Source organism: Longispora albida DSM 44784 (assembly GCF_000379825.1).
Classification (GTDB): domain Bacteria; phylum Actinomycetota; class Actinomycetes; order Mycobacteriales; family Micromonosporaceae; genus Longispora; species Longispora albida.
This window is the reverse complement of sequence record NZ_KB903837.1, coordinates 1-23,235: the sequence shown is the minus strand read 5'-3', so window position 1 is coordinate 23,235 and position 23,235 is coordinate 1. Positions and strand designations below refer to the sequence as shown.

The 23,235-nt window shown below is 71.6% G+C and carries 24 protein-coding genes; 8 read left to right on the top strand and 16 right to left on the bottom strand.

Translation table 11 applies throughout. The features are described 5' to 3' along the window. Nucleotides 1–31 precede the first annotated feature (31 nt). Nucleotides 32–388 carry a DUF3099 domain-containing protein gene (locus tag A3G1_RS0128250; RefSeq protein ID WP_018352868.1) on the bottom strand — a complete coding sequence of 119 codons (357 nt, stop codon included), beginning with the start codon at nucleotides 386–388 and terminating at the stop codon, nucleotides 32–34. A gap of 74 nt (nucleotides 389–462) precedes the next feature. On the opposite strand from A3G1_RS0128250, the gene A3G1_RS0128245 reads away from it, so the two are divergent. Further along, nucleotides 463–1,917 carry a DUF7782 domain-containing protein gene (locus A3G1_RS0128245; RefSeq protein WP_018352867.1) on the top strand — a complete coding sequence of 485 codons (1,455 nt, stop codon included), beginning with the start codon at nucleotides 463–465 and terminating at the stop codon, nucleotides 1,915–1,917. A gap of 11 nt (nucleotides 1,918–1,928) precedes the next feature. Here the strand turns inward: A3G1_RS0128245 and A3G1_RS39140 are convergent, their stop codons facing one another. Together A3G1_RS39140 and A3G1_RS37260 are read right to left on the bottom strand one after the other, a co-directional pair. Continuing rightward, the gene (locus A3G1_RS39140; RefSeq protein WP_018352866.1) at nucleotides 1,929–2,834 is read right to left on the bottom strand and encodes a GNAT family N-acetyltransferase; all 906 of its coding nucleotides are present in this window, start codon (nucleotides 2,832–2,834) and stop codon (nucleotides 1,929–1,931) included. Nucleotides 2,835–3,000: 166 nt separating this feature from the next. Continuing rightward, nucleotides 3,001–4,212: a YncE family protein gene (locus A3G1_RS37260; RefSeq protein WP_018352865.1), complete on the bottom strand. Its 1,212-nt coding sequence runs from the start codon at nucleotides 4,210–4,212 to the stop codon at nucleotides 3,001–3,003. A gap of 71 nt (nucleotides 4,213–4,283) precedes the next feature. Here A3G1_RS37260 and A3G1_RS41530 point away from each other — a divergent pair, with 71 nt between their 5' ends. Next, nucleotides 4,284–5,366, top strand: a complete 1,083-nt coding sequence (locus A3G1_RS41530) for an RNA polymerase sigma factor (protein ID WP_018352864.1) — start codon at nucleotides 4,284–4,286, stop codon at nucleotides 5,364–5,366. Between the two features lie 119 nt (nucleotides 5,367–5,485). On the opposite strand, the gene A3G1_RS0128225 is transcribed toward A3G1_RS41530, so the two are convergent. Together A3G1_RS0128225 and A3G1_RS0128220 are read right to left on the bottom strand one after the other, a co-directional pair. Beyond that, nucleotides 5,486–6,418 carry a M56 family metallopeptidase gene (locus tag A3G1_RS0128225; protein WP_018352863.1) on the bottom strand — a complete coding sequence of 311 codons (933 nt, stop codon included), beginning with the start codon at nucleotides 6,416–6,418 and terminating at the stop codon, nucleotides 5,486–5,488. Between the two features lie 45 nt (nucleotides 6,419–6,463). Further along, nucleotides 6,464–6,832, bottom strand: a complete 369-nt coding sequence (locus A3G1_RS0128220) for a BlaI/MecI/CopY family transcriptional regulator (RefSeq protein WP_018352862.1) — start codon at nucleotides 6,830–6,832, stop codon at nucleotides 6,464–6,466. A 225-nt stretch (nucleotides 6,833–7,057) separates the two neighbouring features. Between A3G1_RS0128220 and A3G1_RS0128215 the strand changes: the two genes are divergently transcribed. Both A3G1_RS0128215 and A3G1_RS0128210 read left to right on the top strand, forming a co-directional pair. Continuing rightward, nucleotides 7,058–7,963 carry a sigma-70 family RNA polymerase sigma factor gene (locus A3G1_RS0128215; protein WP_018352861.1) on the top strand — a complete coding sequence of 302 codons (906 nt, stop codon included), beginning with the start codon at nucleotides 7,058–7,060 and terminating at the stop codon, nucleotides 7,961–7,963. Between the two features lie 86 nt (nucleotides 7,964–8,049). Continuing rightward, entirely contained in the window at nucleotides 8,050–8,598 is a 549-nt protein-coding gene (locus A3G1_RS0128210; protein WP_018352860.1) for a GNAT family N-acetyltransferase, read from the top strand. Nucleotides 8,599–8,604: 6 nt separating this feature from the next. Here A3G1_RS0128210 and A3G1_RS0128205 read toward each other — a convergent pair whose 3' ends face one another. The 8 genes from A3G1_RS0128205 to A3G1_RS0128170 form a co-directional block, all read right to left on the bottom strand. Beyond that, nucleotides 8,605–8,931 carry a hypothetical protein gene (locus A3G1_RS0128205; protein WP_018352859.1) on the bottom strand — a complete coding sequence of 109 codons (327 nt, stop codon included), beginning with the start codon at nucleotides 8,929–8,931 and terminating at the stop codon, nucleotides 8,605–8,607. 242 nt (nucleotides 8,932–9,173) lie between these two features. Then, a complete protein-coding gene (locus tag A3G1_RS37250; RefSeq protein ID WP_018352858.1) occupies nucleotides 9,174–9,671 on the bottom strand; it encodes a DUF5994 family protein in 498 nt (165 codons plus the stop codon). Between the two features lie 15 nt (nucleotides 9,672–9,686). Continuing rightward, the gene (locus A3G1_RS0128195; RefSeq protein ID WP_157641460.1) at nucleotides 9,687–10,310 is read right to left on the bottom strand and encodes a DUF5994 family protein; all 624 of its coding nucleotides are present in this window, start codon (nucleotides 10,308–10,310) and stop codon (nucleotides 9,687–9,689) included. 183 nt (nucleotides 10,311–10,493) lie between these two features. After that, entirely contained in the window at nucleotides 10,494–11,633 is a 1,140-nt protein-coding gene (locus A3G1_RS0128190; protein WP_018352856.1) for a winged helix DNA-binding domain-containing protein, read from the bottom strand. A gap of 82 nt (nucleotides 11,634–11,715) precedes the next feature. After that, entirely contained in the window at nucleotides 11,716–12,651 is a 936-nt protein-coding gene (locus A3G1_RS0128185) for a GNAT family N-acetyltransferase (RefSeq protein WP_157641458.1), read from the bottom strand. A 57-nt stretch (nucleotides 12,652–12,708) separates the two neighbouring features. Next, a complete protein-coding gene (locus A3G1_RS0128180) occupies nucleotides 12,709–15,240 on the bottom strand; it encodes a bifunctional acetate--CoA ligase family protein/GNAT family N-acetyltransferase (protein ID WP_245563612.1) in 2,532 nt (843 codons plus the stop codon). Beyond that, the gene (locus A3G1_RS0128175) at nucleotides 15,227–16,399 is read right to left on the bottom strand and encodes an acetoin utilization protein AcuC (RefSeq protein WP_018352853.1); all 1,173 of its coding nucleotides are present in this window, start codon (nucleotides 16,397–16,399) and stop codon (nucleotides 15,227–15,229) included. Before A3G1_RS0128175 ends, A3G1_RS0128180 begins: the two co-directional genes overlap by 14 nt. Before the next feature lie 4 nt (nucleotides 16,400–16,403). Continuing rightward, a complete protein-coding gene (locus A3G1_RS0128170) occupies nucleotides 16,404–17,165 on the bottom strand; it encodes a sulfurtransferase (protein ID WP_018352852.1) in 762 nt (253 codons plus the stop codon). A gap of 135 nt (nucleotides 17,166–17,300) precedes the next feature. Between A3G1_RS0128170 and A3G1_RS0128165 the strand changes: the two genes are divergently transcribed. Next, a complete protein-coding gene (locus A3G1_RS0128165) occupies nucleotides 17,301–17,966 on the top strand; it encodes an iron-dependent transcriptional repressor DtxR (protein WP_026212611.1) in 666 nt (221 codons plus the stop codon). Nucleotides 17,967–18,096: 130 nt separating this feature from the next. On the opposite strand, the gene A3G1_RS0128160 is transcribed toward A3G1_RS0128165, so the two are convergent. Next, a complete protein-coding gene (locus tag A3G1_RS0128160) occupies nucleotides 18,097–18,453 on the bottom strand; it encodes a MerR family transcriptional regulator (RefSeq protein ID WP_018352850.1) in 357 nt (118 codons plus the stop codon). A gap of 61 nt (nucleotides 18,454–18,514) precedes the next feature. On the opposite strand from A3G1_RS0128160, the gene A3G1_RS0128155 reads away from it, so the two are divergent. Further along, entirely contained in the window at nucleotides 18,515–18,994 is a 480-nt protein-coding gene (locus A3G1_RS0128155; protein ID WP_040480093.1) for a nuclear transport factor 2 family protein, read from the top strand. 52 nt (nucleotides 18,995–19,046) lie between these two features. Here A3G1_RS0128155 and A3G1_RS37245 read toward each other — a convergent pair whose 3' ends face one another. Together A3G1_RS37245 and lhgO are read right to left on the bottom strand one after the other, a co-directional pair. Further along, nucleotides 19,047–19,661, bottom strand: coding sequence for a hypothetical protein (locus A3G1_RS37245; RefSeq protein WP_018352848.1), 615 nt, complete (start codon nucleotides 19,659–19,661; stop codon nucleotides 19,047–19,049). Between the two features lie 188 nt (nucleotides 19,662–19,849). Further along, entirely contained in the window at nucleotides 19,850–21,037 is a 1,188-nt protein-coding gene (gene lhgO, locus A3G1_RS0128145; protein ID WP_018352847.1) for an L-2-hydroxyglutarate oxidase, read from the bottom strand. A 110-nt stretch (nucleotides 21,038–21,147) separates the two neighbouring features. On the opposite strand from lhgO, the gene A3G1_RS0128140 reads away from it, so the two are divergent. Both A3G1_RS0128140 and A3G1_RS0128135 read left to right on the top strand, forming a co-directional pair. Beyond that, nucleotides 21,148–22,284: a DegT/DnrJ/EryC1/StrS family aminotransferase gene (locus tag A3G1_RS0128140; RefSeq protein WP_018352846.1), complete on the top strand. Its 1,137-nt coding sequence runs from the start codon at nucleotides 21,148–21,150 to the stop codon at nucleotides 22,282–22,284. A 53-nt stretch (nucleotides 22,285–22,337) separates the two neighbouring features. Then, a partial coding sequence (locus tag A3G1_RS0128135; RefSeq protein ID WP_018352845.1) for an NAD-dependent epimerase/dehydratase family protein occupies nucleotides 22,338–23,235 on the top strand: 898 nt, incomplete at its 3' end.

The window sequence follows — 23,235 nt, the reverse complement described above, 5'->3', positions numbered from 1 at the left end:
TCGTTACCCGCCAGCCACACAGGCGGTGCGGTTACTCGTCCGGGGTGATGATCTTGCCGCCGTGCGGGGTGGCCCCCAGCTCGGCCTGGCCCGGCTGCGGATCGACGGCCCGGTGCTGGCGGGCGAGCTTGCCGCGCAGGGTGTGCTCGCGCTTCGGCGGCCGGTCGTTGGCGATCAGGACGGCCATCCACGGCAGGAACACCATGCCGGCCAGGCACAACGGCAGCCACAGCCACAGCATCGGCGCCTCGTTCATCACGAGCACTGTCGCGACGATCAGGCAGACGATCCGCAGGCCCATCATGCTCGCGTACCGGATCTGGCGGGAACGGAGCTGGTCGTCCGCGCTGCGCTCGGCGTCGGTGATGAGGACAGGCCGGTTCTTCACCCCTCCATCCTCCCACGGTGCCCCGTCCGGGCCATGCGCCAGCAGCCGCCAATGTGATGCGCGAGGATGTCCGGGTGCAGATCACACCGCTTCTCCAGCCCGCCGGGATCGACCGGCTCCGCGCGGCACTCAGCGCGGCCAACTACACCAGGCAAGGCGTCGAGGACCGGCTCGGCCACGAGGCCCAGGACGCGCTCAGCCGCAACGACTTCCGCCCGGCCCTGCGCATCCTCGGCGACGAGCCCCTCGACGTCCTGATCAAGCTGTACGTGTGCGGGCAGACCTGCGACCGCGACGCCGTGGAGCGGGCGCTGCCGGTCGCCGACTGCGTGGAGGGCGGGCTGCTCGAACCGGTACCCGGCGGGCTGCGGGCCGGGGTCGACCTGCATCCGTACGAGGACTGGTGGCTGATCGCCGACGCACCGGAACTGCTCCGCCCCGGCCAGCCGCTCCGGGCCGACCACGTGCTCGGGGTGGGCGGCGCGTCCAACACGCTGGCGCTGGCCACTGTCCGGCCGAAGGTGGCCACGGCGCTGGACCTCGGTACCGGCTGCGGGGTCCAGGCACTGCACCTGTCCACCCACGCCCAGCACGTGACCGGCACCGACCTGTCGGAGCGGGCGCTGCGCTTCGCCGCCACCACGGCAGCCCTGAACGGGATGGACTGGGAGCTGCTGTACGGGGACATGACGAAGCCGGTGGCCGGCCGCCGGTTCGACCTGGTGGTCAGCAACCCGCCGTTCGTGATCGGCCCCGGTGAGGGTTCGCACATCTACCGCGACTCCGGCCGGCCCGCCGACGGGATCTGCGCCGAGCTGGCCGGCCGGGCCGACGAGCTGCTGACCGAGGGCGGGCACCTCCAGTTCCTCGCCAACTGGGCGCACGTCGAGGGCGAGCCCTGGCAGGAGCGGGTCGCGTCCTGGCTGGCCGGTACCCATGTCGATGGCTGGGTCATCCAGCGTGAGGTGACCGACCCGGTGTCCTACGTGCAGCTGTGGCTGCGCGACTCCGGCGACCAGTTCGACGCGCAGCGGGCAGCCGCCTGGCTGGACTGGTTCGACGAGCAGCGGATCGAGGCGGTCGGCTTCGGCATGATCTCGCTGCGGAAGCGGAGCACCGGCGGCTTCCCCCGGGTCCGGATCGAGGACCTGCACCAGGAGATCGAACAGCCCTTCGGGGCCAGGGTGCTGGACTGGTTCGACCGGCAGGACTTCCTGCGGACCACTCCCCTGCTGGGCGCCCGGTTCACCGCCGCGCCGGACCTGCGGCTGTACTCCGAGGCCGAAGCCGGCCCGGAAGGCTGGGAGACCGTCCGGCGGACCCTCGCCCAGACCAGCGGCCTGCACTGGACCGAGGCCGTCGACGAGGCGACAGCCGCGCTGGTGGCCTCGTCCACGGGGGACCTGACGCTGGCCGACCAGCTGGGCCTCCTCGCCGTCGCCCACGGGCTCGACGAGGAGGAGCTGGCGGCCGCCGCGGTGCCGGTCGTGGCGAACCTGGTCGAACGCGGGTTCCTCGACTACAGCTGACGCGTACTTGGCTACGGCTGACGCGCGTAGGAGATGCGGCGGCCGGTCTCGGTGAAGCCCGCGCGTTCGTAGACGCCGGCCGCGCCGCTGCCGTTCGCGCTGTCCACCATGAGCCGGGCCGAGGCGTGCCCGGCCTGGCGGGCGGCGAGGATGGCCGTGCCGATCAGTGCCGAAGCGATGCCCCGGCCCCGCCACGCCTTGCGGGTGCCGATCGTGGAGATGAGGACGGGGTCGTCGTGGTTGTACGAGATCAGGTACCCGGCGACCTCGTCACCGTCACAGGCCAGGAAGGTCAGGTCGGGGCGGAACTCCGGGTTGCCCATCGACCGGCCGCTCCATTCCTCGTACGTGCTCGGGTACCAGGCGAAGTGGCCGGTGAACGCCTCCATGTGGGCTGCCCAGAGAGCACGGGCGAGTTCGGGGCGGAAGGGCGTGATCGACAGGCCGTCCAGAGTGGACACTGAGACCGGCGTCGCCGTGTCGCGGGCCATGGTGATGTAGTGGCGCTCGGGCACGAAGCCGTAGCGGGCGTAGAGCCGCGCGGCCGGCTCGTCGGCGGCGTCGGTGCCGAAGACCGGGAACCAGCCTTCCGGCACCTGGCTGAGCTGCCATTCCACCATCCGCCGGCCCACGCCGAGCCCCTGCCACGCGCGGAGCACTGCGCCGGGCAGCTCCATCCGGCGCTCCGGGCCCGCCGGGTTGCCCAGCAGGCCGTAGGCGACCGGCTCGCCGTCCGGGGCGAAGGCCAGGCGGACCCGCTCGGGCCGGGTCCTCGTCCGCCAGAAGTGCTCGACCAGGTCAGGTGTCGCCTCCCGGCCGAAGCCGGTCTCCGCGTGCAGCCGGTTGAGGAGCCGGCTCGCGGCGGGAGCATCGGCCGTCGTCGCGGTCCGCCAGGTGAGGTCATTCACGTCAGCCATCAGCCGATCCTGCCTGGCCGACGCGCTGACCTGCCACAGGATAAAAACAAAGACCAAGATCTTTGATGTGTTACCGGCGGCGGCGCGCCCCGGCTGCCCTGCGGTTCCAGCCTTGTCCACCCCGCAGGGCCGCAGGCTCACCCGGGCCGGCCGCCGCGCCCGGACGTCACACCGCGTGCACCAGCCCCCGCCCGCCCGGTACCTGGAGCCGCCCGCGCCGCGTCCCGGTGTCCGGAGCCAGCCATTCCACGCCCTCCGCGTCGGACAGGTAGAGCAGCTGGCCCGGCCCGTCGAGCTGTAGCCCGGTCAGCTCCCGTTCCAGCTCACGGCGCTCGGCCGCCTGGTAGTTCCGTATCCGCTGGAGGGTACGCCCGGCGGCCAGCCAGGCGCCGCCCTCACCAGCGGCGGCCAGCCAGGCCGGCCGGTCGGAGACGGGCAGGCCGGTCAGCACCGTGGGTACGGTGAGGTTGGTGGTGTCGACCACCGCGATCCGCCCGTGCGCGGCGTCGGCGACGTAGAGCGTCCCGCCGTTCGGGGACAGTGCCAGGGCGTGCCCGGCGGGCGGTCCCTCGCCGAAGGGTGCCGGCAGGTCCACGCAGTACGCCCAGCCCTGGGCGAGGTTCAGCGTGTGCACGAAGGCGTGTACGCCGCCTGGCCGGCCCGCGACCAGATCCCGGGTGTGCTGGTGCTCCGGCTGGTGCGTGTACAGGGTGTACAGGACCTGCCCGTCCGGGCTGACGACCGCCTGCCGGCCCTGGCCGCGCATCTCCTCCTCGGCCCTCGGCGGTACCGGGAGTTTCGCCCTGGTCAGCAGCGGGTTCACCTGCCCGCTGGCCAGGTCGAGGCTGCGGACGCGGTAGCGGTCGGGCGCGGCGGGTGGCAGCCAGTCCAGGACGAACAGTGAGCTGTTGTCCGTGGCGAAGGCTTCCGGCTCGATCCGGCCGTCCAGTTCCAGCCGCCGGGGGCCGGCCGGGCCGATCAGGGTCAGGGTGGTGCGGCTGCCGGTCTCCCCGTCCGAGGTGAGCACGACCGGCCCGCCCAGTGGGGCTGCGGCCTTGACCCGCCACCGGCCTTCGAGCGTGTGCGAACCGATCACTGTGGAGGCTGCGAGGTCGTGACGCTCCACTATGGTGCGGCCGCCGTCGGGGCGGGCGGTATGCGCTGTCCTGCTGTCCAGCGCGAGAACACCCGCGCCGAGTACCTTCCGCTGGCCGTCAGTGAGCAGTACCAGGCCCTCGGCGGAGTCGAGGATCAGGCGGCCGGGCAGCGGGTCGGGCTTCCGGCCCGGGCTGGCCGGTCCAGCGGCGGGAGTCTCCCGGCAGCCGGTCAGCGCGGCGGCCAGTCCAAACGCGAGCAGGGTACGTCGAGTCGTCATCATGCCCTGGGGACACCGCTGCCGCCCGAGAAGTTCCACTGGATCCGATGGTTGCGCGGTGGTGTCATTACGGCGTGGACGAGACCGAGCGGATCGCGGCTGCCCGGCGCGGCGACGAGGCCGCGTTCGAGGACCTGGTACGGGAGCACCGGCCGGCGGCCCGCCGGTGTGCCGAGCTGCTCGGCGCCGGTACCGAGGCCGAGGATGTCGTGCAGGACGCCCTGGTCAAGGCGTACCGCAAGCTCGGCACGTACCGGGGCGACGCGGGCTTCCGGTCCTGGCTGCTGGCCATCGTCGCCAACGAGACCCGTAACCTGCACCGCTCGCGCAGCCGCCGGGGCGCCGCCCACGCCCGGCAGGCAGCGCTCGCCGGCCGCCCGCCGGAGGAACCGCTGCCCGCCGAGGACCGCGAACTGCTGCTCACCGCGATCCGGGGCCTCAGCGCACCCGACCGCGACGTCCTCACGTACCGCTACCTGCTCGACCACAGCGAAAGCGAGACCGCGGAACTGCTGGGCTGGCCGAAGGGCACCGTGAAGTCCAGGACCAGCCGGGCACTGGACCGGCTGCGCGGCAGGCTCGGCATCGCGCTCGCCCTGCTGGTGGCGGCGGCGGTCGTACTGGCCGTCCCGCCAGCCCGGCGCGTGGTCGCCGACGTCTTCGAGCGGATCATCCGGATCGGCGGGGTCGTCGTGCACCGGGGCGCGCCCGGCCAGCCGTCGGGCTCCCCCGGCCCGGTATCCGCCTCCCCGAGCGAGTCGCCGATGGCCGTTCCTCCCTGGGTCGCGACGCCGGCGGCCCTCGGTACCCCGGAGCGGGCCGTGGCGCTCGACCCCGACGCGCAGGGCCGCCCCAGGGTGGTCTCGCTGTTCTACCGGGGCGGGACGGTCCGGGTCGACGTCTTCGACGGCCGGGGCGTCTTCGAGAAGCACGTGTACGGCCAGGCCCAGCGGGTCGCCGTCCGCGAGCTCGACGACGCGCTCTGGCTGCCCGGACCGCACGACCTCCTGTACTTCGACCGCGCCATGACCCAGCGGACCGGTGTCGCGCGGCTGGCCGGCCCGACCCTGATCTGGGTCCGGAGCGGGATCACCTACCGGCTGGAGGGGGTCGGCGGCCGGGACGAGGCTCTGGCGATCCTGCGGAGTGTTCCGTGATCTCGCCCCGGTGCCGTCGAGCCTGCGGTCCTGCGGGGTGGACCCGGCTGGGTACTGACGGGCCGCGGGGGCTCCGTCTCGGGTAACAAATGAAGATCTTGATCTTTGGGTCAGGAAGCTCAGGTCAGGAGCAGGGCGAGGGTGGGGACGGCGAGCAGCAGCGCGGCACCGGAGTAGGCGGCCAGGCGGATCAGCGGCGAGGGCGCGGGTGGCTCCAGCAGGCGGTGCACCCGGGCGACCGTGGCTCCTCCCCCGGCGGCCAGGGCACCGGCGGGCGCGCCAGCCGAGCCGACCCGGGCCAGAGCAGTGGCGAGGGCCGCCCGGTCGCAGACCATGCACGCCCGGTCGTCAGCCAGCATCTCGATGAGCGTGGTCACAGCGGAACGGGCCTTGCGGGCACCCGGCAGGCCGGGCAGCGCGGCAGTCCACGCCGTGAACGCCAGCACGACGAGATCATGCCGCTCGGCCAGGTGCGCGCGCTCGTGGGCGACGACCGCGAACAGTTCAGCCTCGTCGAGCAGATCGAGCGCTCCGGAGCTGAGAACGACGCGCGGATCGGCGCCGGGGACGCAGTAGGCGACGGCCTGCGGGTGGGACAGCACCCGGCCGTGCGCGGGGTCGCCGCCGAAACCCTCGCGCGTCCCGGAGCCCGGACCGCCGTCCTTCACCGGCCAGGGCTCGGCCACGAGGTCGAGCAGCTCGCGGTGACGGCGCTGAGTGAGGACAGTACGGACAAAACGGTGAGCGAGCACCCCGGTGAGCCAGGCCCCGAGCCCGAGGGCCACCGCGAGCAGGCCAGCGTGCGCCCAGGACAGCCCGGCCATGCCCCGCGTGAGTACTGTGTGGAGCCCGCCGAACAGCCCCTCGCGGAGCGGGGCCAGGGCGATGGCGAGCGCGGCCCCGACGAGCGCCAGCCCGCCGGCCAGCCCGAACGCCTGCCAGAGCACGAGCGCGGCCCGGGGCTCACGGTGCGGCCAGCGCGCCCTCGCCAGCAGCAGCGGGGCGGGCCAGAGCAGCACCAGCGCGAGCACGACCAGGGCCAGCCAGGTCATGGCGACTCTCTCGTGTCTCTCGTGGTCATGACTACGTTCTCGCGGCTACGGCACCGAGCGGCGGCGGACGGCCTCGGCGAGGGCCGAGGCGAGCGCCGCCGCGTCGTCCGGGTCCACCTGGTCGGCGAACCGTGCGAGAGCAGCGCCCCGGTCGGAGGCCCCGTCGAGCGCCTCACGCATCAGGGCGGCGACGTGGTCCTCCCGGCCGGCCACGGCACGGTACCGGTGGGCCCGGCCGTCGCGGTCCCGCCCGACCAGGCCCTTGCGTTCCAGCCGGGACAGGACGGTGAGGACCGTGGTCGCGGCCAGCTCCGGGCCGGGCAGCGCGTCGAGGATCTCGCGGGCCGTGCAGGGACCACCAGCCGACCAGAGCACCTCCATCACGGAGTGCTCGAGTTCGCCGAGCCGGGCCATCAGCAGACAACTCCTCGGGTGCATCGCTCAACAGGACACGTCGCCGGGATTCTACAACTCGTAGAAAGCTCCCGGATTCGTGCCACCTCCCGGCCGGCCTTACCCCCACTTCACGCCCGAGGGTCCAGTCTTGTGGCCACAGTCAAGTAATCCCGCCGGACGCCGGCCCAGCCGGCAGCGCGGGACCCACCCTTCAGGCATCAACTTCGGGGAGACGAGCACGTGATGGAGCCGCAGACCGGGACCACGAGCGACCTCGTCCGGGCCTATCTGAACGGCATTGGCAAGATCAAACTGCTCACTGCCGTCGAAGAGGTCGAACTGGCCAAGAGCATCGAAGCCGGGCTGTTCGCCGAGGAGAAGCTGACCAGGGGCGAGACGGACTTCGACCTGGTCATCGTCGCCAACGACGGCAAGCGCGCCAAGCAGCGGCTGCTGGAGGCCAACCTGCGCCTCGTGGTGAGCATCGCCAAGCGGTACACGGGCAAGGGCCTCGCCTTCCTCGACCTGATCCAGGAAGGCAACATCGGCCTGATCCGGGCCGTGGAGAAGTTCGACTACACCAAGGGCTACAAGTTCTCGACGTACGCCACGTGGTGGATCCGCCAGGCACTCAGCCGGGCACTGTCCGACCAGGGCCGCACGATCCGGATCCCCATGCACATGGTCGAGCAGCTGGCGCGGCTGACCCGCACCCAGCGCGCCCTGACCACGGAGCTGGGCCGCGAGCCGAGCATGCAGGAGCTGGCCGTGGCGCTGGAGGTCGAGACGCACAACGTGCTGGAGCTGCTGTCGTACAACCGCGAGCCGGTAAGCCTCGACCAGCCGGTCGGCGAGGACGGCGCGAGCTGCCTCGGTGACCTGCTGGCCGTGCAGGCCCCGGTGGTGACCGAGTCGGCGGCCGAGCAGGAGCTGCGCTCGGAGATGGCGATCGTGCTGTCCACGCTCTCCCAGCGGGAGCAGGCCGTCATCCGGCTGCGCTACGGCCTCGACGACGGCCGCCAGCGCACGCTGGAGGAGGTCGGCAAGGAGTTCAGCCTGTCCCGCGAGCGGATCCGCCAGATCGAGCAGGAGACGCTGAAGAAGCTCCGGCAGCCGGAGCGCGCCGACCGGCTGATGTCCTACGCCTGATCGTCAGCGCGACCGCCCGGTTCCACTGTGGAGCCGGGCGGTCGCGCTGTTGACGGGGGCTGTTTTCGCTTGACGAGGCCCGGAGCATGGACGGCGTGCGAGAAGAGCTGCTGACCGGCACGGGGCTCCTGCTGCGCCGCTGGTCCGAAGAGGACGCCGGAGCCGTGCTGGAGGCCTTCGCCCCGGCCGAGATGCTCCGCCAGTCGGGCGGGACACCGATCAGTACCCGGGAGGCCGCGCTGGCCTGGATCGCCGCCCGGCGCGCCGCCTGGGACGACGCGACCGGGTACGCGTGGGCGGTCACCGGCCCGGCGGGCGTGCCGATCGGCAACGTCGCCGTCACCTCCATCAACCGGGCCCACGACACCGGCTGGGTCTCGTACTGGACCACGCAGTCGAGCCAGGGGCTGGGCGTGGCCAGCGCCGCCACCCGGGCCGTGGCCGCGTGGGCCTTCACCGATCTCGGTCTCTACCGGCTCGAACTCGGCCACCGGACCGGCAATCCCGCCTCGTGCCGGGTGGCCATCGCCGCCGGGTTCGCCGTCGAAGGCCTCGAACGGGCGAAGCTCCGCTACGGCGGCACCCGGTACGACGTGGAACTCCACGCCCGCCTGGCCGACGACGCGGTGACGTGAGCCGGGCTAACGGGATGGTGGTTTGCGGCGGGCTCGGCTGATGGCGGCTTTCCTGCGGTCCTCGGCGGCTGCCGCACGGTCCGCCTGCGCGGCGGCCCGGTCCTGGGCGGCGGCGACCCGGTCGGCCGCGCCGGGGCCGCCGGGTTCGGGTCGCCCTGGGGATGCGGTGTCCGATGTTTCGGTGTCCGATGTTTCGCGGTCGACGGCGGCGCGGTCACGGGCGTCGGCGGAGTCGTCGCGGGCTTGCGCGGCTTCGTCCCGCCAGCGGGCCGCCTCGTCGCGGAAGGCGGCCTCGTCGTCACGGGAGAAGCTGCCAGACTCTGGCGAGTTCATCTGGGTTCCTCAGTCTTTGGGCTTGTGGCGGGGTGGCATGCCTCGTGCCTTGCGCCACCCCACCGGGCTACGACGTTCGTAGCCTGCGGGCTGCGCGGGTGTGGCCGGCTGCCCGGCGGCACCGGGCTGGGGGATCCAGGAGCGCCTGGCTGCAGCCAGCGTGGAGGCGATGACCACGGCGGCGACGGTCCACGGGCGGCGGCGTCGATAGTGCCGTACGGGGACGGCTGGGGCGGGTGTGGTCATGATGCTCGCTCGTCTCTGAGATGGCCGCCTTCGGTTTCCCAGGTGTTCTCCCGGGCCGAGGCGGCATCGTTCCGCCGGGCGGAGAGGGCGCTGAGGATGTCGGCGGCCTGGATGTGGTTGCCGGGGCTGGCTGCGGTGTTCATGGCATTGCCGGCGTCCCGCTCGCTACTGGCTGGCGGGACGATGAGCAGGTCGACCCTCTTGTCACGCCCGTAGATGGCGGTGAGGAGCTCGGCAGGCTGGGACGTGAAGTAGCCGAGACGGACCCGGCGGCCGTCGACGTCGATGTTCCGGGGCTGGCCACTCCAGCGCGCCGCGGCGAGGATCAGGTAGGTGATCGGGCCGTAGCGGGTGGTGAGGGCCCGTACCAGGCCGGGGAGTTCCTGCTCGGGGCTGGCTGACCGTGGCCACCAGCCGCCGTCCAGCAGAACAGGCGAGGGCAGCGCTGACTGCAGGCGCAGCCGGGGTGCCGTCTCGGGAATCGTGCTAGTCATGATCGGCTTCTTTCCTCACTGAACCGTCCCGGCGGTTCCGGCCGCTTCGCCGGAAGCCTGGAGGACGGTGGTGATGGTGGTGGCGGCAGCCTGGGGCCCTGCCCCGGCTGCCACAGGGACCCGGGCAGGCGGCAGGCCGCGTGTCCAGGACCGGGGCGGCGGGACACGGGCGCCAGGAATGAACGGGGTGGTGACATGGTTGCCGGTGGCCGCTATCGCCATAGCCGCCGCGCCACTGGCCTTCCCCGCGCCGGGAGCCACGACGACGAGGTCGATGCGTTCACCGGAGCCACAGAAGGCGGTGATCAGCTCCGTCGGCTGGGTGGCGAAGAAGCGCAGCGGGATCACCCGCCCGCGGACGCGGACCTGAGCCGGGTGCGTCTCCCAGCCCCCCGAACCGAGATTCAGGCTGGTGACGGGTCCCCGCAGGACGTCGAGGAGCACGACGAGCCTTGGTACCTCGGCTGCGGGATCACTCGACCACGGCCACCAGCAGCCATCGAGAAAACAGCCGTGGGCAGCCGTGGCGCGTATCCGGAGCCGGAGAACGGGGCGCGCCGCCTGCGTCGCTGGCAGCAGGTCACGGGGCGTCAGATCACGGGGCGTAGTGCGGAATCCGGGTGACAGGGTGGGCATCATGGCCCCCAGCTCGAGCCGGCCTGTTGGCACCTCAAGGTGGGATGTCCTTACCCGGATATTCCCATCGTACTCCTATTCCGGAGAATACCCAGAACGCACGGAACACCCGAACTGCACGGCTGGCGCAGCCTGCCCGGTTCTCACCCGGCTACCAGCGCCCAGTCGCCGAGCCACTTGTGCGCATCATCCGCCGACGATGCGGACATCCGCGCCGGGCAGGCCTTTGCGCCACCAGTGGTGGTAGTACCGGTACACGGCCGGGTCGCGGTCGGCGAGGAAGCCGCGGAGGGTGGCGGCCTCGGTGGCCAGGCCGTCCCACTGTTCGCGGCTCAGCTGGTGAAACGCGGTGGCCTCGATGCCCTCGTCGACGAGGCGCCAGACGCCGGCCACGTAGCCGTCGACGAGCAGGGCCGGCAGGACGTCGCCGTTGCGCCGGATGACCGTCGCGCGGTACTCGGGCGGGAGGATCCGGCTCCGGTCGTCGTACGCGAGCAGGGTGCTGTCCCACATCGGCAGCAGGCGGGGCGGCGCCGGGGTGTCGCCGGCCGGGTACTCGCCGCCGGGGATGTCGTAGAGCGTCGAGCCGCCCGGGCCGGCCACGCCGGTGACCCGGGATCCGAGTGAGGTGAGCGCCTCGCGGACGACGGTGCGTTTCAGCAGCGTGAACTGCGCGATGTCGGCGGGCAGTGCTGGGCCGAAGGCCGCCAGGTACCGGAGGATCAGGCGCTGGACACCTTCGCCCGCCGACGGAGACGGGGGCGGCGAGCCCGGAGCGGCCAGATAGGACGGTGACTTCTGGAACGACCAGGGGCCGCCGGTCGGCGCGTGGTGCAGGGCGGCGTAGGTCCGCAGCGCCCACCACAGCCCTTCCCGGTGCCCGCCCAGCCGCCCGGCCAGCATCGCCTCGACGTCAGCGTTGGTACGGGGCTGCGAGCGCGTGAAGTCCGCGAGGTCCGGCAGCAGCGCGTCGGCTTCCAGAGTGGACAGTCCGCTGACCGTGAACCGCTTGTCACTCAGGCGCGGGGCGCGCAGGGCCGGCAGCATCGCCGCGTGGAAGTACGGGTAGTCGCTGGCGTGGACGGCGTGCAGCGTGACGCGCATCAGGGTCGCCTTGACGACTTCCCGGTTCGCGAAGGCCGCTGTGAGCTCAGCGGGGTCGAAGTCCGCGAGGCGGTTCCAGAGGGCCAGGTACGGCGAGGCCGGCTCCTGGGCCTGGAGGGCCGCCAGGGTACGGACGGCCTCGGCGGCTGGCAGGGCCGCGCGGCGCAGGAGCAGCTGCCGGTCGAGGGTGGCGCGGTTGAGCTGCCGGGCGCTGAGGGCCACGCTTTCTCCGTCCGGGTCGGGGCGGCCCGGAGCCGGTACGCCTAAGAACTTGATCTTATCGGCGCAGCACGGCGAGACCCGGTTACCGCCCGGGCCGGAAGGATGCCTCGCGGGCCGTGTGACGGAACCCGAGCCGTTCGAAGAAGGCTGTGGACCCGGCGACCAGCGCGTCGAACGTGACATCGACGAGCGTGTCGTCCGTGTCTTCGGGATACTGGGCGTCCACTTCGGCCTGATAGTGCGCTGACGCGCCGAGGACGAGCGCCCGGCCTAGGCCGCGCCGCCGCCACTGGGCAGCGGTTGCGGCCTGGTAGATCGTGCCTTCGTATGCCAGGACGATGGCGGCCGGGGTGCCGTCGGGGGCATAGGCGAGCAGCGAGGAGTGGATCTCGTCCTCATAGGTGCGGGACAGGACGAGTTCCCAGCCCTTCCACACTTCCGAGGCCGCCGCGCTGTCATCCCCGGTGAAGATCGTGGTGTGCGCCATCCAGAACTCACTGGCCGTCCCGTCGCGCCATCGCCTGAGCGTGAACCCGGCGGGCAGTTCCGGCGCGGCCATCGGCGCGGACCTGGTCAGCGTGAGCGTCATCGTGTCCTCGGCCGTGGTCAGCGCGAATCCACGGCTCTCGAACAGCGCCTGCGCGCCGGGTGTGAGCACTCGCGTCTGGATCTCCGAGGCCCCACCGGCCTCCCGCAAGCCCCAGTCCAGCACGGCCCCGCCCAGGCCCCGGCCACGGTAACCGGGATCGACGTACCCGATGACCGGCTGGTAGGACGCCGCAGGCACCACAGTCACCGCCGCCACCAGCTGTTCGCCGACGAAGCCGCCGATCGCGGCACAATGTTTGCTGCCGAAGCGGTGCGCCCCGAACGTGGACACCGCCGACGGGCCGGCGTCGGCCGCGTGGCAACGCTCGACGAGCGCCTCGGCGGCCGCCTCGTCGGCAGGGGTGAGCCTGCGCCAGGTCAGCCCGTACATCTCCAGCTCCGGCATCCGCCGCCTGCTCCAGAACCCCATGCCACCAGGACAGCACGAGCCTGGCCAGCGTGTCTGCCCCGGAAGATCAGGGGAACGTCAGCCCATCCGGCGCGGCCCGGTGTCGCCGCGCGGCTCGGCCGTGCCCAGCTGGACAGCCGCGTGCAGGGCCACGACTCCCGACGCGCCGACGATCACCGGGTTGAGTTCGAGGCGGCGGAGTTCCGGGGTGGCGTCGGCGAGCTGGCCGACCCGGACGAGCAGGTCGGTGAGGGCTTCGAGGTCGACGGGCGTGCCTCCGGCGTGGCCGAACAGCAGCGGCGAGGCCAGCGGTGCCCGGATCAGCTGCTCGGCGTCGGCCCTCGACAGCGGGACGGCCCGCCAGGCTCGGTCGCCGAGGAGCTCTGTCGCGAGCCCGGCCAGTCCAAAGCCGACGATCGGCCCGAACGACGGGTCCTCGGCCACCTCCACCACCACCGCCACGCCCGGCAGGGCCATCGGCTGCACGATCAGCGGCTCCGCGGGGCCGAAGCGCTCCGCCAGCTCGGCGACGGCACGCGACACCTCGGCCGACGTCGCGAGATTCAGCCGGACAGCACCCAGATCCAGGCGGTGCCGCAGCTCCGCGGACGCGATCTTCACCGCGACCGGATAGCCCAGGTCCTTCGCCGCCGCCAGCACCGCTGCGCCACCCCGGGCCGTGCGGGCTGGCAAAACCCTGATTTTGTACTGGCTGAGCAGGTCCCCCGGCGCCCCGCTCCCGTCCACGTCCACCCCGGAGGGCGGGCTCGCCGGTGTCCGCCGCCAGTCCGCGTACCGGGCGACCCGGCCCAGCGCCGCGACTGCGGCCTCCACCGACTGGTAGTGCGGGACGACGCCCTCGGCATGGTGGTCGAGCACGCCCTCGGCCACGAACGCCGCGACGATCGGCTTGCCGTCGGCCTCCTCGCTGAGAATGCTGGCGTACTCGGCAGCCGTCCCCACGACCGGCGGCACGAACACGCCGATCAGCGCGTCGACGGCCGGGTCGGCGTTCGCGGCCCGGATCGCCTTGACCAGCTCGGCCGTCTCCGCCGGGCACCCGGGGGCGACGGTCAGGCCCGCCTGCGCGCACGCCTGCTCGGCGACGAGGCCGAGGGCCGCGCTGTTGCCGACGATCGCCACGCCCGGCCCGGCCGGGAGCGGCTGCCGGGCCAGCAGCAGGCCGGTGTCGAACAGCTCGGCCACCGTGTCGACCCGGATCACGCCGGACTGGGCGAACAGTGCCTCGACGCCGCGCTCGTCCGGCCCCGAGTCGCTGCGCCGGGCGGCGACGGCCACGATCGGCTTGTCCCGGCCCATGCTGCGGGCCAGGCGCGCGAACTTCCTCGGGTTACCGAAGGTCTCCAGGTACAGGAGGACGACGTCGGTGCCGGCGTCGGCATGCCAGTACTGGAGAAGGTCGTTGCCGGACACGTCGGCGCGGTTACCGGCGGAGACGAAGCTGGACAGTCCCAGGCCCCTGCGCCCGGCCTCGGCGAGCAGCGCGACACCCAGCGCGCCGGACTGGCAGAAGAAGCCGACCCGGCCCGGCTCCGGCAGCACGGGTGCGAGGGTGGCGTTGAGCTTCACGGCCGGGTCGGTGTTGGCGATGCCCAGGCAGTTGGGGCCGATGATCCGCATGCCGCGCAGCCGGGCCTCGCGGACGATCTCGCGCTGGGCCTCGACGCGTTCCGGGTCGCCGGTCTCGGCGAATCCACTGGAGACGATCACGAGCCCGTGGACGCCGACCGCCGCGCAGTCCTCGACGATCTGCGGCACCGACGCGGCCGGCACGGCGACGATAGCGAGGTCTACGGGGCCGGGCACATCACGCACCGAGCGGTNCGCCGTCAGCCCCTGCACCGTCCGCGCCCTCGGGTGGATCGGATAGATCTCCCCCGTGAACCCGCCGGTCCGCAGGCTCCTGAGCAGGGTGTACCCGATGCCGGGCACGCGGGTCGAAGCCCCGAACACCGCGACCGCACCCGGCGTCAGCAGGCGCGCGATCGACACCGACTCCGTCCGGGCCTCCCGTTCCCGCGCGACGGTGATCGACGCCTCGGTGGGGGCGTTGTCGAAGACGAGGTGGACGACGCCGTCGGCGTACGAACGGTCGACGGAGTACCCGGCGTCGGAGAAGACGCGGAGCATCGAGCCGTTCTCCGGGAGCACCTCGGCGACGAACTGCTCGATGCCTTCCTCGCGGGCGGCGGCCGCCAGGTGTTCGAGCAGCACCGAGCCCAGCCCGCGCCCCTGGTGCTCGTCCTGCACGACGAACGCGACCTCGGCGGCCCCGTCCGGCAGCCGGTCGTACCTCGCGACGGCGATGATCTCCTCACCGAGCGCCGCGACCAGGGCCTCCCGCGCGTGGTGGTCCACTGTGGTGAACCGCACGAGATCACGGTCCGGGATCCTCGGGTACGGCGAGAAGTAGCGGAAGTACCTCGTCCGCTGGGACAGCTTGCTGTGCATGGCCCGGATGGCCGGCCCGTCGGCGGGCCGGATCGGGCGCAGGTGGACGGTGCCACCGTCGGCGAGCAGCACGTCGGCCGCCCGGTGCTGGGGATACTCCCCGGCACCGGGCTCACTGCTGTCCCTAGTCTCGTGCATCCAGCGGGTCCAGCCCGTGCAGCGGATACACGGCCTGCCGGCTCGCGAGGATCGCCCGGTCGAGCGGGTCTGGCGTAAGACCCGGCTGCCACGGCAGGTACTTCTCCGAGCCGTCGTCGGTCATCCTCAGCGGCAGCTCGTCGTGCGGGCGGCGCTGGGCAGCCAGCTTGCGCCACTTCGGCGGGATCGGCGTGGCCGGGTCGAGCGGGATGCCGGTGGCGGTGGCGAGCAGGTGGGTCCAGGCCCTGGGTACCGCGTTGGCCAGCGAGTACCCGCCGCCGCCTGTCGCGACCCACCGGCCCTCGCACAGCTCCTCCGCCAGGTCACGGAGCGCCAGCTGCGCCGCGCGCTGCCCGTCCACTGTCATCCGCAGGTCGGCCAGCGGGTCCAGCCGGTGCGGGTCCGCCCCGCACTGCGTGATCAGGATCTGCGGCTTGAACGCGCGGAGCACGCCCGGCACGACAGCGTGGAAGGCCCGCAGCCAGCCGGCGTCACCGGTCTCCGGCGGGAGCGCCACGTTGACACTCGTGCCCTCCGCGCCCGGCCCGCCGGTCTCCGCGGCGAACCCGGTGCCGGGGAACAGCGCGTACCCGGTCTCGTGCAGGCTGACCGTCATGACCCGCGGGTCGTCGTAGAAGATCGACTGCACGCCATCACCGTGATGCACATCGATGTCGATGTACGCGACGCGCTCCGCGCCGAGCTCCAGCAGGCGGGCGATCGCCACAGCCGGGTCGTTGAACACGCAGAACCCGGCCGCCGACGCGCGGAACGCGTGGTGCAGGCCACCGGCCAGGCTGACCGCCCGGCGGAACTCCCCCGACCACACCGCCTCGGCCGCCATCATCGTCGCGCCGGACACCAGGGCGCTCGCCTCGTACATGCCGTCGAACAGCGGGTTGTCCGGCGTGTTCAGCCCGTACCCGGAGAAGTAGATCTCGTCCGGCGCCCGGCGTACCGCGCTGAGGTAGTCCTGGGAGTGCACCCGGAGCAGGTCCTGCTCGCTGGCCGCCACGGCCGGGCGGATCACCACGCCCGGCCGGTCCAGCACGCCGAGCTGCCCGGCCAGCGCCCAGGTCAGCTCCAGCCGGACAGGGTCGAGCGGGTGCTCGCCAAGGTCGTAGGACCGCAGGTCCTCGCTCCAGACCAGTAACGTCACCTGGCTAGTCTCCCACCGCGACGGGCCGCTGCGGGTCCGTGATCCACCCACTCCACGAGCCGACGTACACGACCGGCTGTTCGAACCCGGCCACGACCGCTGCCAGCGCCGCGCGGGCCGCGGTCACGCCGGAGCCGCAGTACAGGCCGAAGGGCTCGTCCCTGGGCAGGTCGGCAGGCAGGTCGCCGGGGGCGTTCCGCGCACCGGGGATGTGCCCGGCCACCGGGTCGATCGGCTCCGTCTCGCCACGGAACCGCTCCGGGGCCCGCACGTCGAACAGCTTGCCCTGCCGGGCCAGCTCCAGAGCGCCCTCGGCGTCGACGACCGGCATGCCGCCCGGCTTGACGACCAGCTCACTCGGCTCGACCACCGGAACGTCGGCGCTGACCGGGCCACCGGCTGCCTCCCAGGACGGGAAGCCACCCTCGAGCACGTACACCTCGGTCAGGCCGGCCCAGCGCAGCGTCCACCACGCCCGGCCGGCCCCGAGGCCGTCACCACCGTCGTAGACCACGACCGGGACATCCGGGTGGATACCGGCCCGGCGCAGGGATTCCTGCAGGTCAGCCGGGTCGGGCAGCGGGTGGCGGCCACCCGGGCCCGGCGTGCCGCACAGGTCGGCGTCGAGATCGAGGAAGACGGCGCCGGGGATGTGCCCGGCCTCGTAGTCACCCCGGCCGGGCGGGCCGAGCAGCCGGTAGCGGACGTCGACGATGGTCACCTGGGAAAGGCCGGCGAGCTGGCCGGCGCTCAGCAGAGGGCTCACTCGGACAGTTTGTCGTACGTCGCGGGTAACATGATCGGACGGGAGGGCACAAGCCGTGAAAGAGCCGGTGGGCACCTCTTCATCCGGGAGGCCCCTCGCGGAGTTTCCCGTCAGTCGCCGGAAGAGGTGAGAACGATAAACGAGCTGGTTGACACCACTGAGATGTATCTGCGCACCATCCTCGAGCTGGAGGAGGAAGGTGTTCCGGCCCTGCGGGCCCGGATCGCCGAGCGCCTGCACCAGAGCGGCCCGACCGTGAGCCAGACCGTCGCCAGGATGGAGCGGGACGGTCTCCTCCAGGTCCAGGACGACCGGCACCTGGAGCTGACGTCGGAGGGCCGCGAGCACGCCGTCGCCGTCATGCGCAAGCACCGGCTCGCGGAGCTGCTGCTGGTCGACGTGATCGGCATGCCCTACGAGGAAGCCCACGAGGAAGCCTGCCGCTGGGAGCACGTCATGAGCGACGCCGTCGAGCGCCGCGTCTACGACCTGCTCAAGCGCCCGACCCGCTCGCCCTACGGGAACCCGATTCCGGGCCTGGAGGTCTTCGGAGCCCACGCCGAGGAGACCACGGCCGAGCGCAACCTGACCACAGCCGGGCTGGTCGGCCCGGTCAAGGTCACCCGGATCTGCGAGAGCGTCCAGGTCGACGGCGAGACCCTCCGCGAGCTGCACAGCGCGGGCATCAACCCGGGGGCGATGGTCACGGTCACCGGGGACCGCAGCGGGGTGACGGTGGTCGCGCCGAAGGCGACGCTCAAGCTGACCAGAGACACAGCGTCCAAGGTCTTCGTTCTGTAGTGCCGACCCGCTGAGAACGAATCTGGACTGCGCGAAGCGGCCTCCCACGTACAACACCGGTACGAGGGAGGCCGCTTCGCTTGCCAGATCCGCCCTCAGCGGGCCACCTCGCCTTAGAGCAAGATCAAGATCAAGGGCCAACTTCTCTGCTCAGTACCTCGTCGAGGAGGGTGGCCGAGGTGGCCAGGGCTGCCATCTGGGTGTCCAGGCGGGCGCGTTCGGCGCGCAGGTCGGCGACGAGGACGGGGCAGGTGGGGGCCAGCCGGTCCGGCGTGCCGGCCAGGCAGGGCAGGGCCTTCGCGATGAGCGTCGTGGACAGGCCGGAGGCGAGCAGCGCCCGGATCCGGGCCACGGTCGCCAGGTCGTCCTCTGTGTACTCCCGGTAGCCGTTGCCCGAGCGGGACGGCGCGAGCAGGCCCTGCTGCTCGTAGTACCGGAGGAGGCGTTCGCTGACGCCTGACCGGTGTGCGAGTGCTCCGATGCGCACGGGTGACCGCCCTCACTCGGCGTTGACCCTGACACTGGTGTCAGGCTTTAGCGTCGAGCGTATGACACCTCGGTACGTGACGACGAGTCAGGTGACGGCTGATCCGGCCGAGTTCCTGGCGATCACTGACGCGCTCTACCGGTTCGGGCTCGGGCAGGACCTGAAGGACTGGGACCTGTTCACCTCGGCGTTCACTGAGGACGCCGTGCTGGACTTCCGGCCGGTCGGCGAGAAGCTCGGGTTCCCGGCGGAGCTGATGAGCGGGCGGGACACCATCGTGGCCGTGATCAGTACAGTGCTGGCCACGATCGGTACCACGCACACCGTCACCAATCCACGGGTCGAAGTGGACGGTGACCGGGCATGGCTGACGGCCCTGGTGGAGGCCCAGCACGTGACGGAGGGCGGAGAGCAGGTACTGCTCAAGAACCTGTACGCCACGGAACTCGTGCGGGACGGCGCGCTGTGGCGGCTCGCGCACGTGCACATCGCGAACGTGTGGCACACGGGCAAGCCCTCAGCCGTGTTCGGGCAGTCCTGAGTGATCGTGGGACCCCTCATGTCGTTATAGCGACATGAGGGGTCCCACAACGCTACTTCTTCGCGTCGACCTGCTTGGCGAGGTCCACGAGCTTCGGGGTCAGGCCCCCGGCCGCCGCCGCGTCCCCGCCAGCGGGCAGCGTGAACTGGACGGTGAGCATCCGGCCGTTCGCGGACAGCCAGCCGACCTCGATGCCGGCCCCGGCCGGGCCCGCCGGGGCGAGCGCCCGGCTGTACGCCGACTTGCCCAGGCCGGACACCGGCGCCGAGCCCTTCGGGGTGACCGTGCTCGCGTACACCTTGGCGTCGGCCTTGGTGGGGGCGACGGCCAGGGTCAGGTCCGGGTACCGGCTGTCGGACTGCTTGAGGACACAGGTCTGGGCCTGAGCCGTGCCGCCGGCGACGGCCACGTGGAACTGCACGCCCAGCGCCGAGGCGACGCCGGCGTAGTCCAGCAGGCTGCACGCTCCGCCGGCCGCCGACGCTGGCACGGCGGGGGGCGAGGCTGGCTGGGTCTGGGCCGCCACGGCCTTCGGCTGGGCCGCCGACTCCGCCCGGCCGGCGTCGGCCGAGGAGCCGCCGGTCGCCTTGCCCGGCTCGTCGCTACAGGCCGTGAGGGCCAGCAGAGCGGCCAGTGATACCACGGCCGCGCGCTTCCGAGTGGTCATCAGCGCACCTTACCCCGCCAGGTACACACCAAAAATTGATCTTGATTTGGCTCTTGATCTTGATCTAAGGCGAGGTGGCCCGCTGAGGGCGGATCTGGCAAGCGAAGCGGCCTCCCTCGTACCGGTGTTGTACGTGGGAGGCCGCTTCGCGCAGTCCAGATTCGTCCTCAGCGGGTCGGCAGCACGCCTCAGCGGGTCGGCAACGCCGAAACGATGTGCTTGGCGATTTCCAGGGACGCCGTGGCGGCCGGGGACGGTGCGTTGAGCACGTGGACCTGGCTGCCCCTGGCGACGATCAGGAAGTCGTCGACCAGCTCACCGTCGCGCTTGACGGCCTGGGCGCGGACGCCGGCCGCCGACGGCACCAGGTCGGCCTCGGTGATCTCCGGGACGAGCCGGGCCAGGCTGGCGGCGAAGAGCGACTTCGACAGCGAGCGGCGGACCTCGGTGATGCCGTACTTCAGGTGACGGCGGGCGATCTGCCACAGGCCGGGGTAGGTGAGGGTGCCGGCCAGTTCCGCGAGGTTGATCTTGCCCCACGTGTAGCCCTCGCGGGCGAGGGCGAGCACGGCGTTCGGGCCGGCGTGCACGCTGCCGTCGATCATCTTGGTCAGGTGGACGCCGAGGAACGGGAACTGCGGGTCCGGGACCGGGTAGATCAGCCCCTTCACCAGGTCGGTGCGGTTGTGGGCCAGCTCGTAGTACTCACCGCGGAACGGGATGATCCGGGCGGGTGGCTTGATCCCGCCGAGCTGCGCGATCTTGTCGGCGTGCAGGCCGGCACAGTTCACCAGGACGTCGGCGGCGAACTCGCCGGACGTGGTCTCCACCATCACGCCCGTGCCGTTCGGGCGCAGTCCGGTGACCTTGGTACCGGTACGCAGGTCCGCGCCGGCCTTGGCCAGCAGCTCGGCCAGCTTCACGCAGACCTGGCCGTAGTTGACGATGCCGGTCGAGGCGACGCGCATCGCGGCGACGGCGGCCACGTGCGGCTCGTACTCGCGCGCCTCAGCCTGGCCGATCATCTTCACCGGCAGGCCGTTGGCCAGCGAGCGCTCGTGCAGCGCGTTGAGCCGGGGCAGCTCGTCCTCACTCGTAGCGACGATCAGCTTGCCGCACACGTCGTACTCGATGCCGTGCTCCTGGCAGAACTCGACCATCGACTCGCTGCCGGCCTTGGCGAAGCGGGCCTTGAGGCTGCCCGGCTTGTAGTACACCCCGGCGTGGATCACGCCGCTGTTGTGGCCGGTCTGGTGCGCGCCCCAGCCGGTCTCCTTCTCGATCACCGTCACCTGGGCGTCCGGCCGGTCCAGGATGATCCGGTGGGCGGTGGCCAGCCCGACGATACCGCCGCCAATTACTACATACTTGGTCACAGTGCCTCCGATAGCGTGCCGGTCGCCCCGAATCCTATGCCGCCCCTGGTCATCGACGGATAGTCACCTAGACTGCTTGGCGGTTATCAGTCTTGGTGAGGAGCGCTCCCGTGTCCGACGTCGTACTTCTTGGTCAGCCAACAGTCGGTGAGGAAGAAATCGAGGCCATCCGGGAGGTCTTCGCCTCCGGCTGGCTCGCGGGCGCAGGCCCGGCGTGCAAGCGTTTCGAGGAGAAGTTCGCCGCCGTCGCGGGTGTCCCGCACGTCGTCGCCACCTCCAACTGCGGCTCGGCGCTGCACCTGGCCATGCTGACCCTCGGGGCCGGCCCCGGCGACGAGGTCATCGTCGGTGACTACACCTTCCCGGCCACCGGCCACTCGGTGATGTACAACGGCTCCAAGCCGGTCTTCGCCGACGTCCGCCCGGACAGCTGGACCATCGACCCGGCCTCCGTCGAGGCGCTCATCACCCCGCGCACCAAGGGCATCATCGCCGTGGACGTGGCCGGCCAGCCCGCCGACTACGCCGAGCTGCGCAAGATCGCCGACAAGCACGGCCTGTTCCTGGTGGAGGACGCCGCCTGCGCTGCCGGCGCCACGTACCAGGGCCGCCCGGCCGGCTCGCTCGCCGACGTCGCCGTGTTCAGCTTCCACGGCCGCAAGGGCATCACCGCTGGTGAGGGTGGCGCGTTCGTCACCGCCAACGCCGAGATCGCCGCGCACGCCCGCAAGCTGCACACCTACGGCATCGCTCCCGCCGTGGACCGCGCGGCCTCGACGACGCTGCCGATCCCGGAGTTCGACGAGCTGGGCTACAACTACCGGCTCTCCGACATCCAGGCAGCGATCATGAGCGTGCAGGTCGACCGGCTGCCGGCCCTGCTCGCCGCGCGTACCCACGCCGCGAACCGCTACCAGGAGCTGCTCGGCGACTTCGACCTGCTGGAGCTGCCGGTCGCGCTGGCCGACCGTACCCACCCGTGGCAGGCCTACATCGTCACGCTGAACCACGGCATCGACCGCGGCGAGGTGGCGATGCGCCTGCGCGAGCGCGGTGTGCAGTGCAACTTCGGCACCTACGCCTCGCACGTCCAGCCGCTGTACGGCCAGACGTCGCCGTGCCCGGTCTCCGCGGACGTCTTCGCCCGCCACCTGGCCATCCCGATGCACGCCAACCTGACCGACGCCGAGGTCGAGACGGTGGCCGCCGCTGTCCGCGAGGTCGTCACGGCCGTCGCCAAGGGCTAGTTCCTTCCCCCCTGTACCAGCTGAACGTTTTGTGAATTTTGGAGACTTTCCCCATGTCTGACCAGAAGACTGTTCTGTTTACTGGTGGTGCTGGTTTCATCGGCCTGCATGTGATCCCGATCCTGCTGGACAAGGGCTACAAGGTCCGGATCTTCGACAACATGGCCCGTGGTGACCGCGCGGCCGTCAACGCCCTCATCGCCGGCGGGAACGTCGAGCTCGTCGAGCAGGACGTCCGCTACGGCGGCGCCGTCCACAACGCCATGGCCGGCTGCTCCCACGTCATCCACTTCGCCACCGTCTCCATCAACAAGTCCGTCGCCGACCCCTACGAGTCGATCGACATCAACATGACCGGCAACAACAACGTCTTCGCCGCCGCCGCCGACCACGGCGTCAAGCGCCTCGTGTTCGCCTCCACCGCCTCCGTCTACGGCGACCCCGAACGCCTCCCCATGCACGAAGACGACAAACTCGCCCCCCTCACCCCCTACTGCATCACCAAACGCGCCGGCGAAGACCTCCTCGGCTTCTACCAGCGCACCAAGGGCCTGTCCTGGAACGCCCTGCGCTTCTTCAACGTCTACGGCCCCGGCCAGAAGATCGAGGCCTACTACACCAGCGTCATCAACACGTTCATCCAGCGCATCCGCTCCGGCCAGGCCCCCACCATCGACGGCAAGGGCGAACAGTCGATGGACTTCATCCACGTCACCGACCTCGCCAAATCCGTCGTCGCCGCCCTCGANTCCGAACACGACTGCAAGCCCATCAACATCGGCACCGGCATCGACACCTCCATCGCCACCCTCGCCAAAATCCTCATCCAAGCCCTCGGCGCCAACGTCGAACCCATCTTCGTCCCCCGCGACGTCCTCGTCACCCGCCGCGCCGCCGACATCACCCGCGCCAAAAACATGCTCGGATGGGCACCAGAAATCACCGTCGAAC

Excerpts from the sequence above, each read along its gene's own strand:
- A3G1_RS37245 (WP_018352848.1), bottom strand. The coding sequence starts at position 19,661 with ATGACCACTCGGAAGCGCGCGGCCGTGGTATCACTGGCCGCTCTGCTG.
- A3G1_RS0128220 (WP_018352862.1), bottom strand. The coding sequence starts at position 6,832 with ATGGCCCGGCTCGGCGAACTCGAGCACTCCGTGATGGAGGTGCTCTGG.
- A3G1_RS0128225 (WP_018352863.1), bottom strand. The coding sequence starts at position 6,418 with ATGACCTGGCTGGCCCTGGTCGTGCTCGCGCTGGTGCTGCTCTGGCCC.
- A3G1_RS0128205 (WP_018352859.1), bottom strand. The coding sequence starts at position 8,931 with ATGAACTCGCCAGAGTCTGGCAGCTTCTCCCGTGACGACGAGGCCGCC.
- A3G1_RS37260 (WP_018352865.1), bottom strand. The coding sequence starts at position 4,212 with ATGATGACGACTCGACGTACCCTGCTCGCGTTTGGACTGGCCGCCGCG.
- A3G1_RS0128155 (WP_040480093.1), top strand. The coding sequence starts at position 18,515 with ATGACACCTCGGTACGTGACGACGAGTCAGGTGACGGCTGATCCGGCC.
- A3G1_RS37250 (WP_018352858.1), bottom strand. The coding sequence starts at position 9,671 with ATGACTAGCACGATTCCCGAGACGGCACCCCGGCTGCGCCTGCAGTCA.
- A3G1_RS0128195 (WP_157641460.1), bottom strand. The coding sequence starts at position 10,310 with ATGATGCCCACCCTGTCACCCGGATTCCGCACTACGCCCCGTGATCTG.
- A3G1_RS0128185 (WP_157641458.1), bottom strand. The coding sequence starts at position 12,651 with ATGGGGTTCTGGAGCAGGCGGCGGATGCCGGAGCTGGAGATGTACGGG.
- A3G1_RS39140 (WP_018352866.1), bottom strand. The coding sequence starts at position 2,834 with ATGGCTGACGTGAATGACCTCACCTGGCGGACCGCGACGACGGCCGAT.
- A3G1_RS0128215 (WP_018352861.1), top strand. The coding sequence starts at position 7,058 with ATGGAGCCGCAGACCGGGACCACGAGCGACCTCGTCCGGGCCTATCTG.
- A3G1_RS0128210 (WP_018352860.1), top strand. The coding sequence starts at position 8,050 with ATGGACGGCGTGCGAGAAGAGCTGCTGACCGGCACGGGGCTCCTGCTG.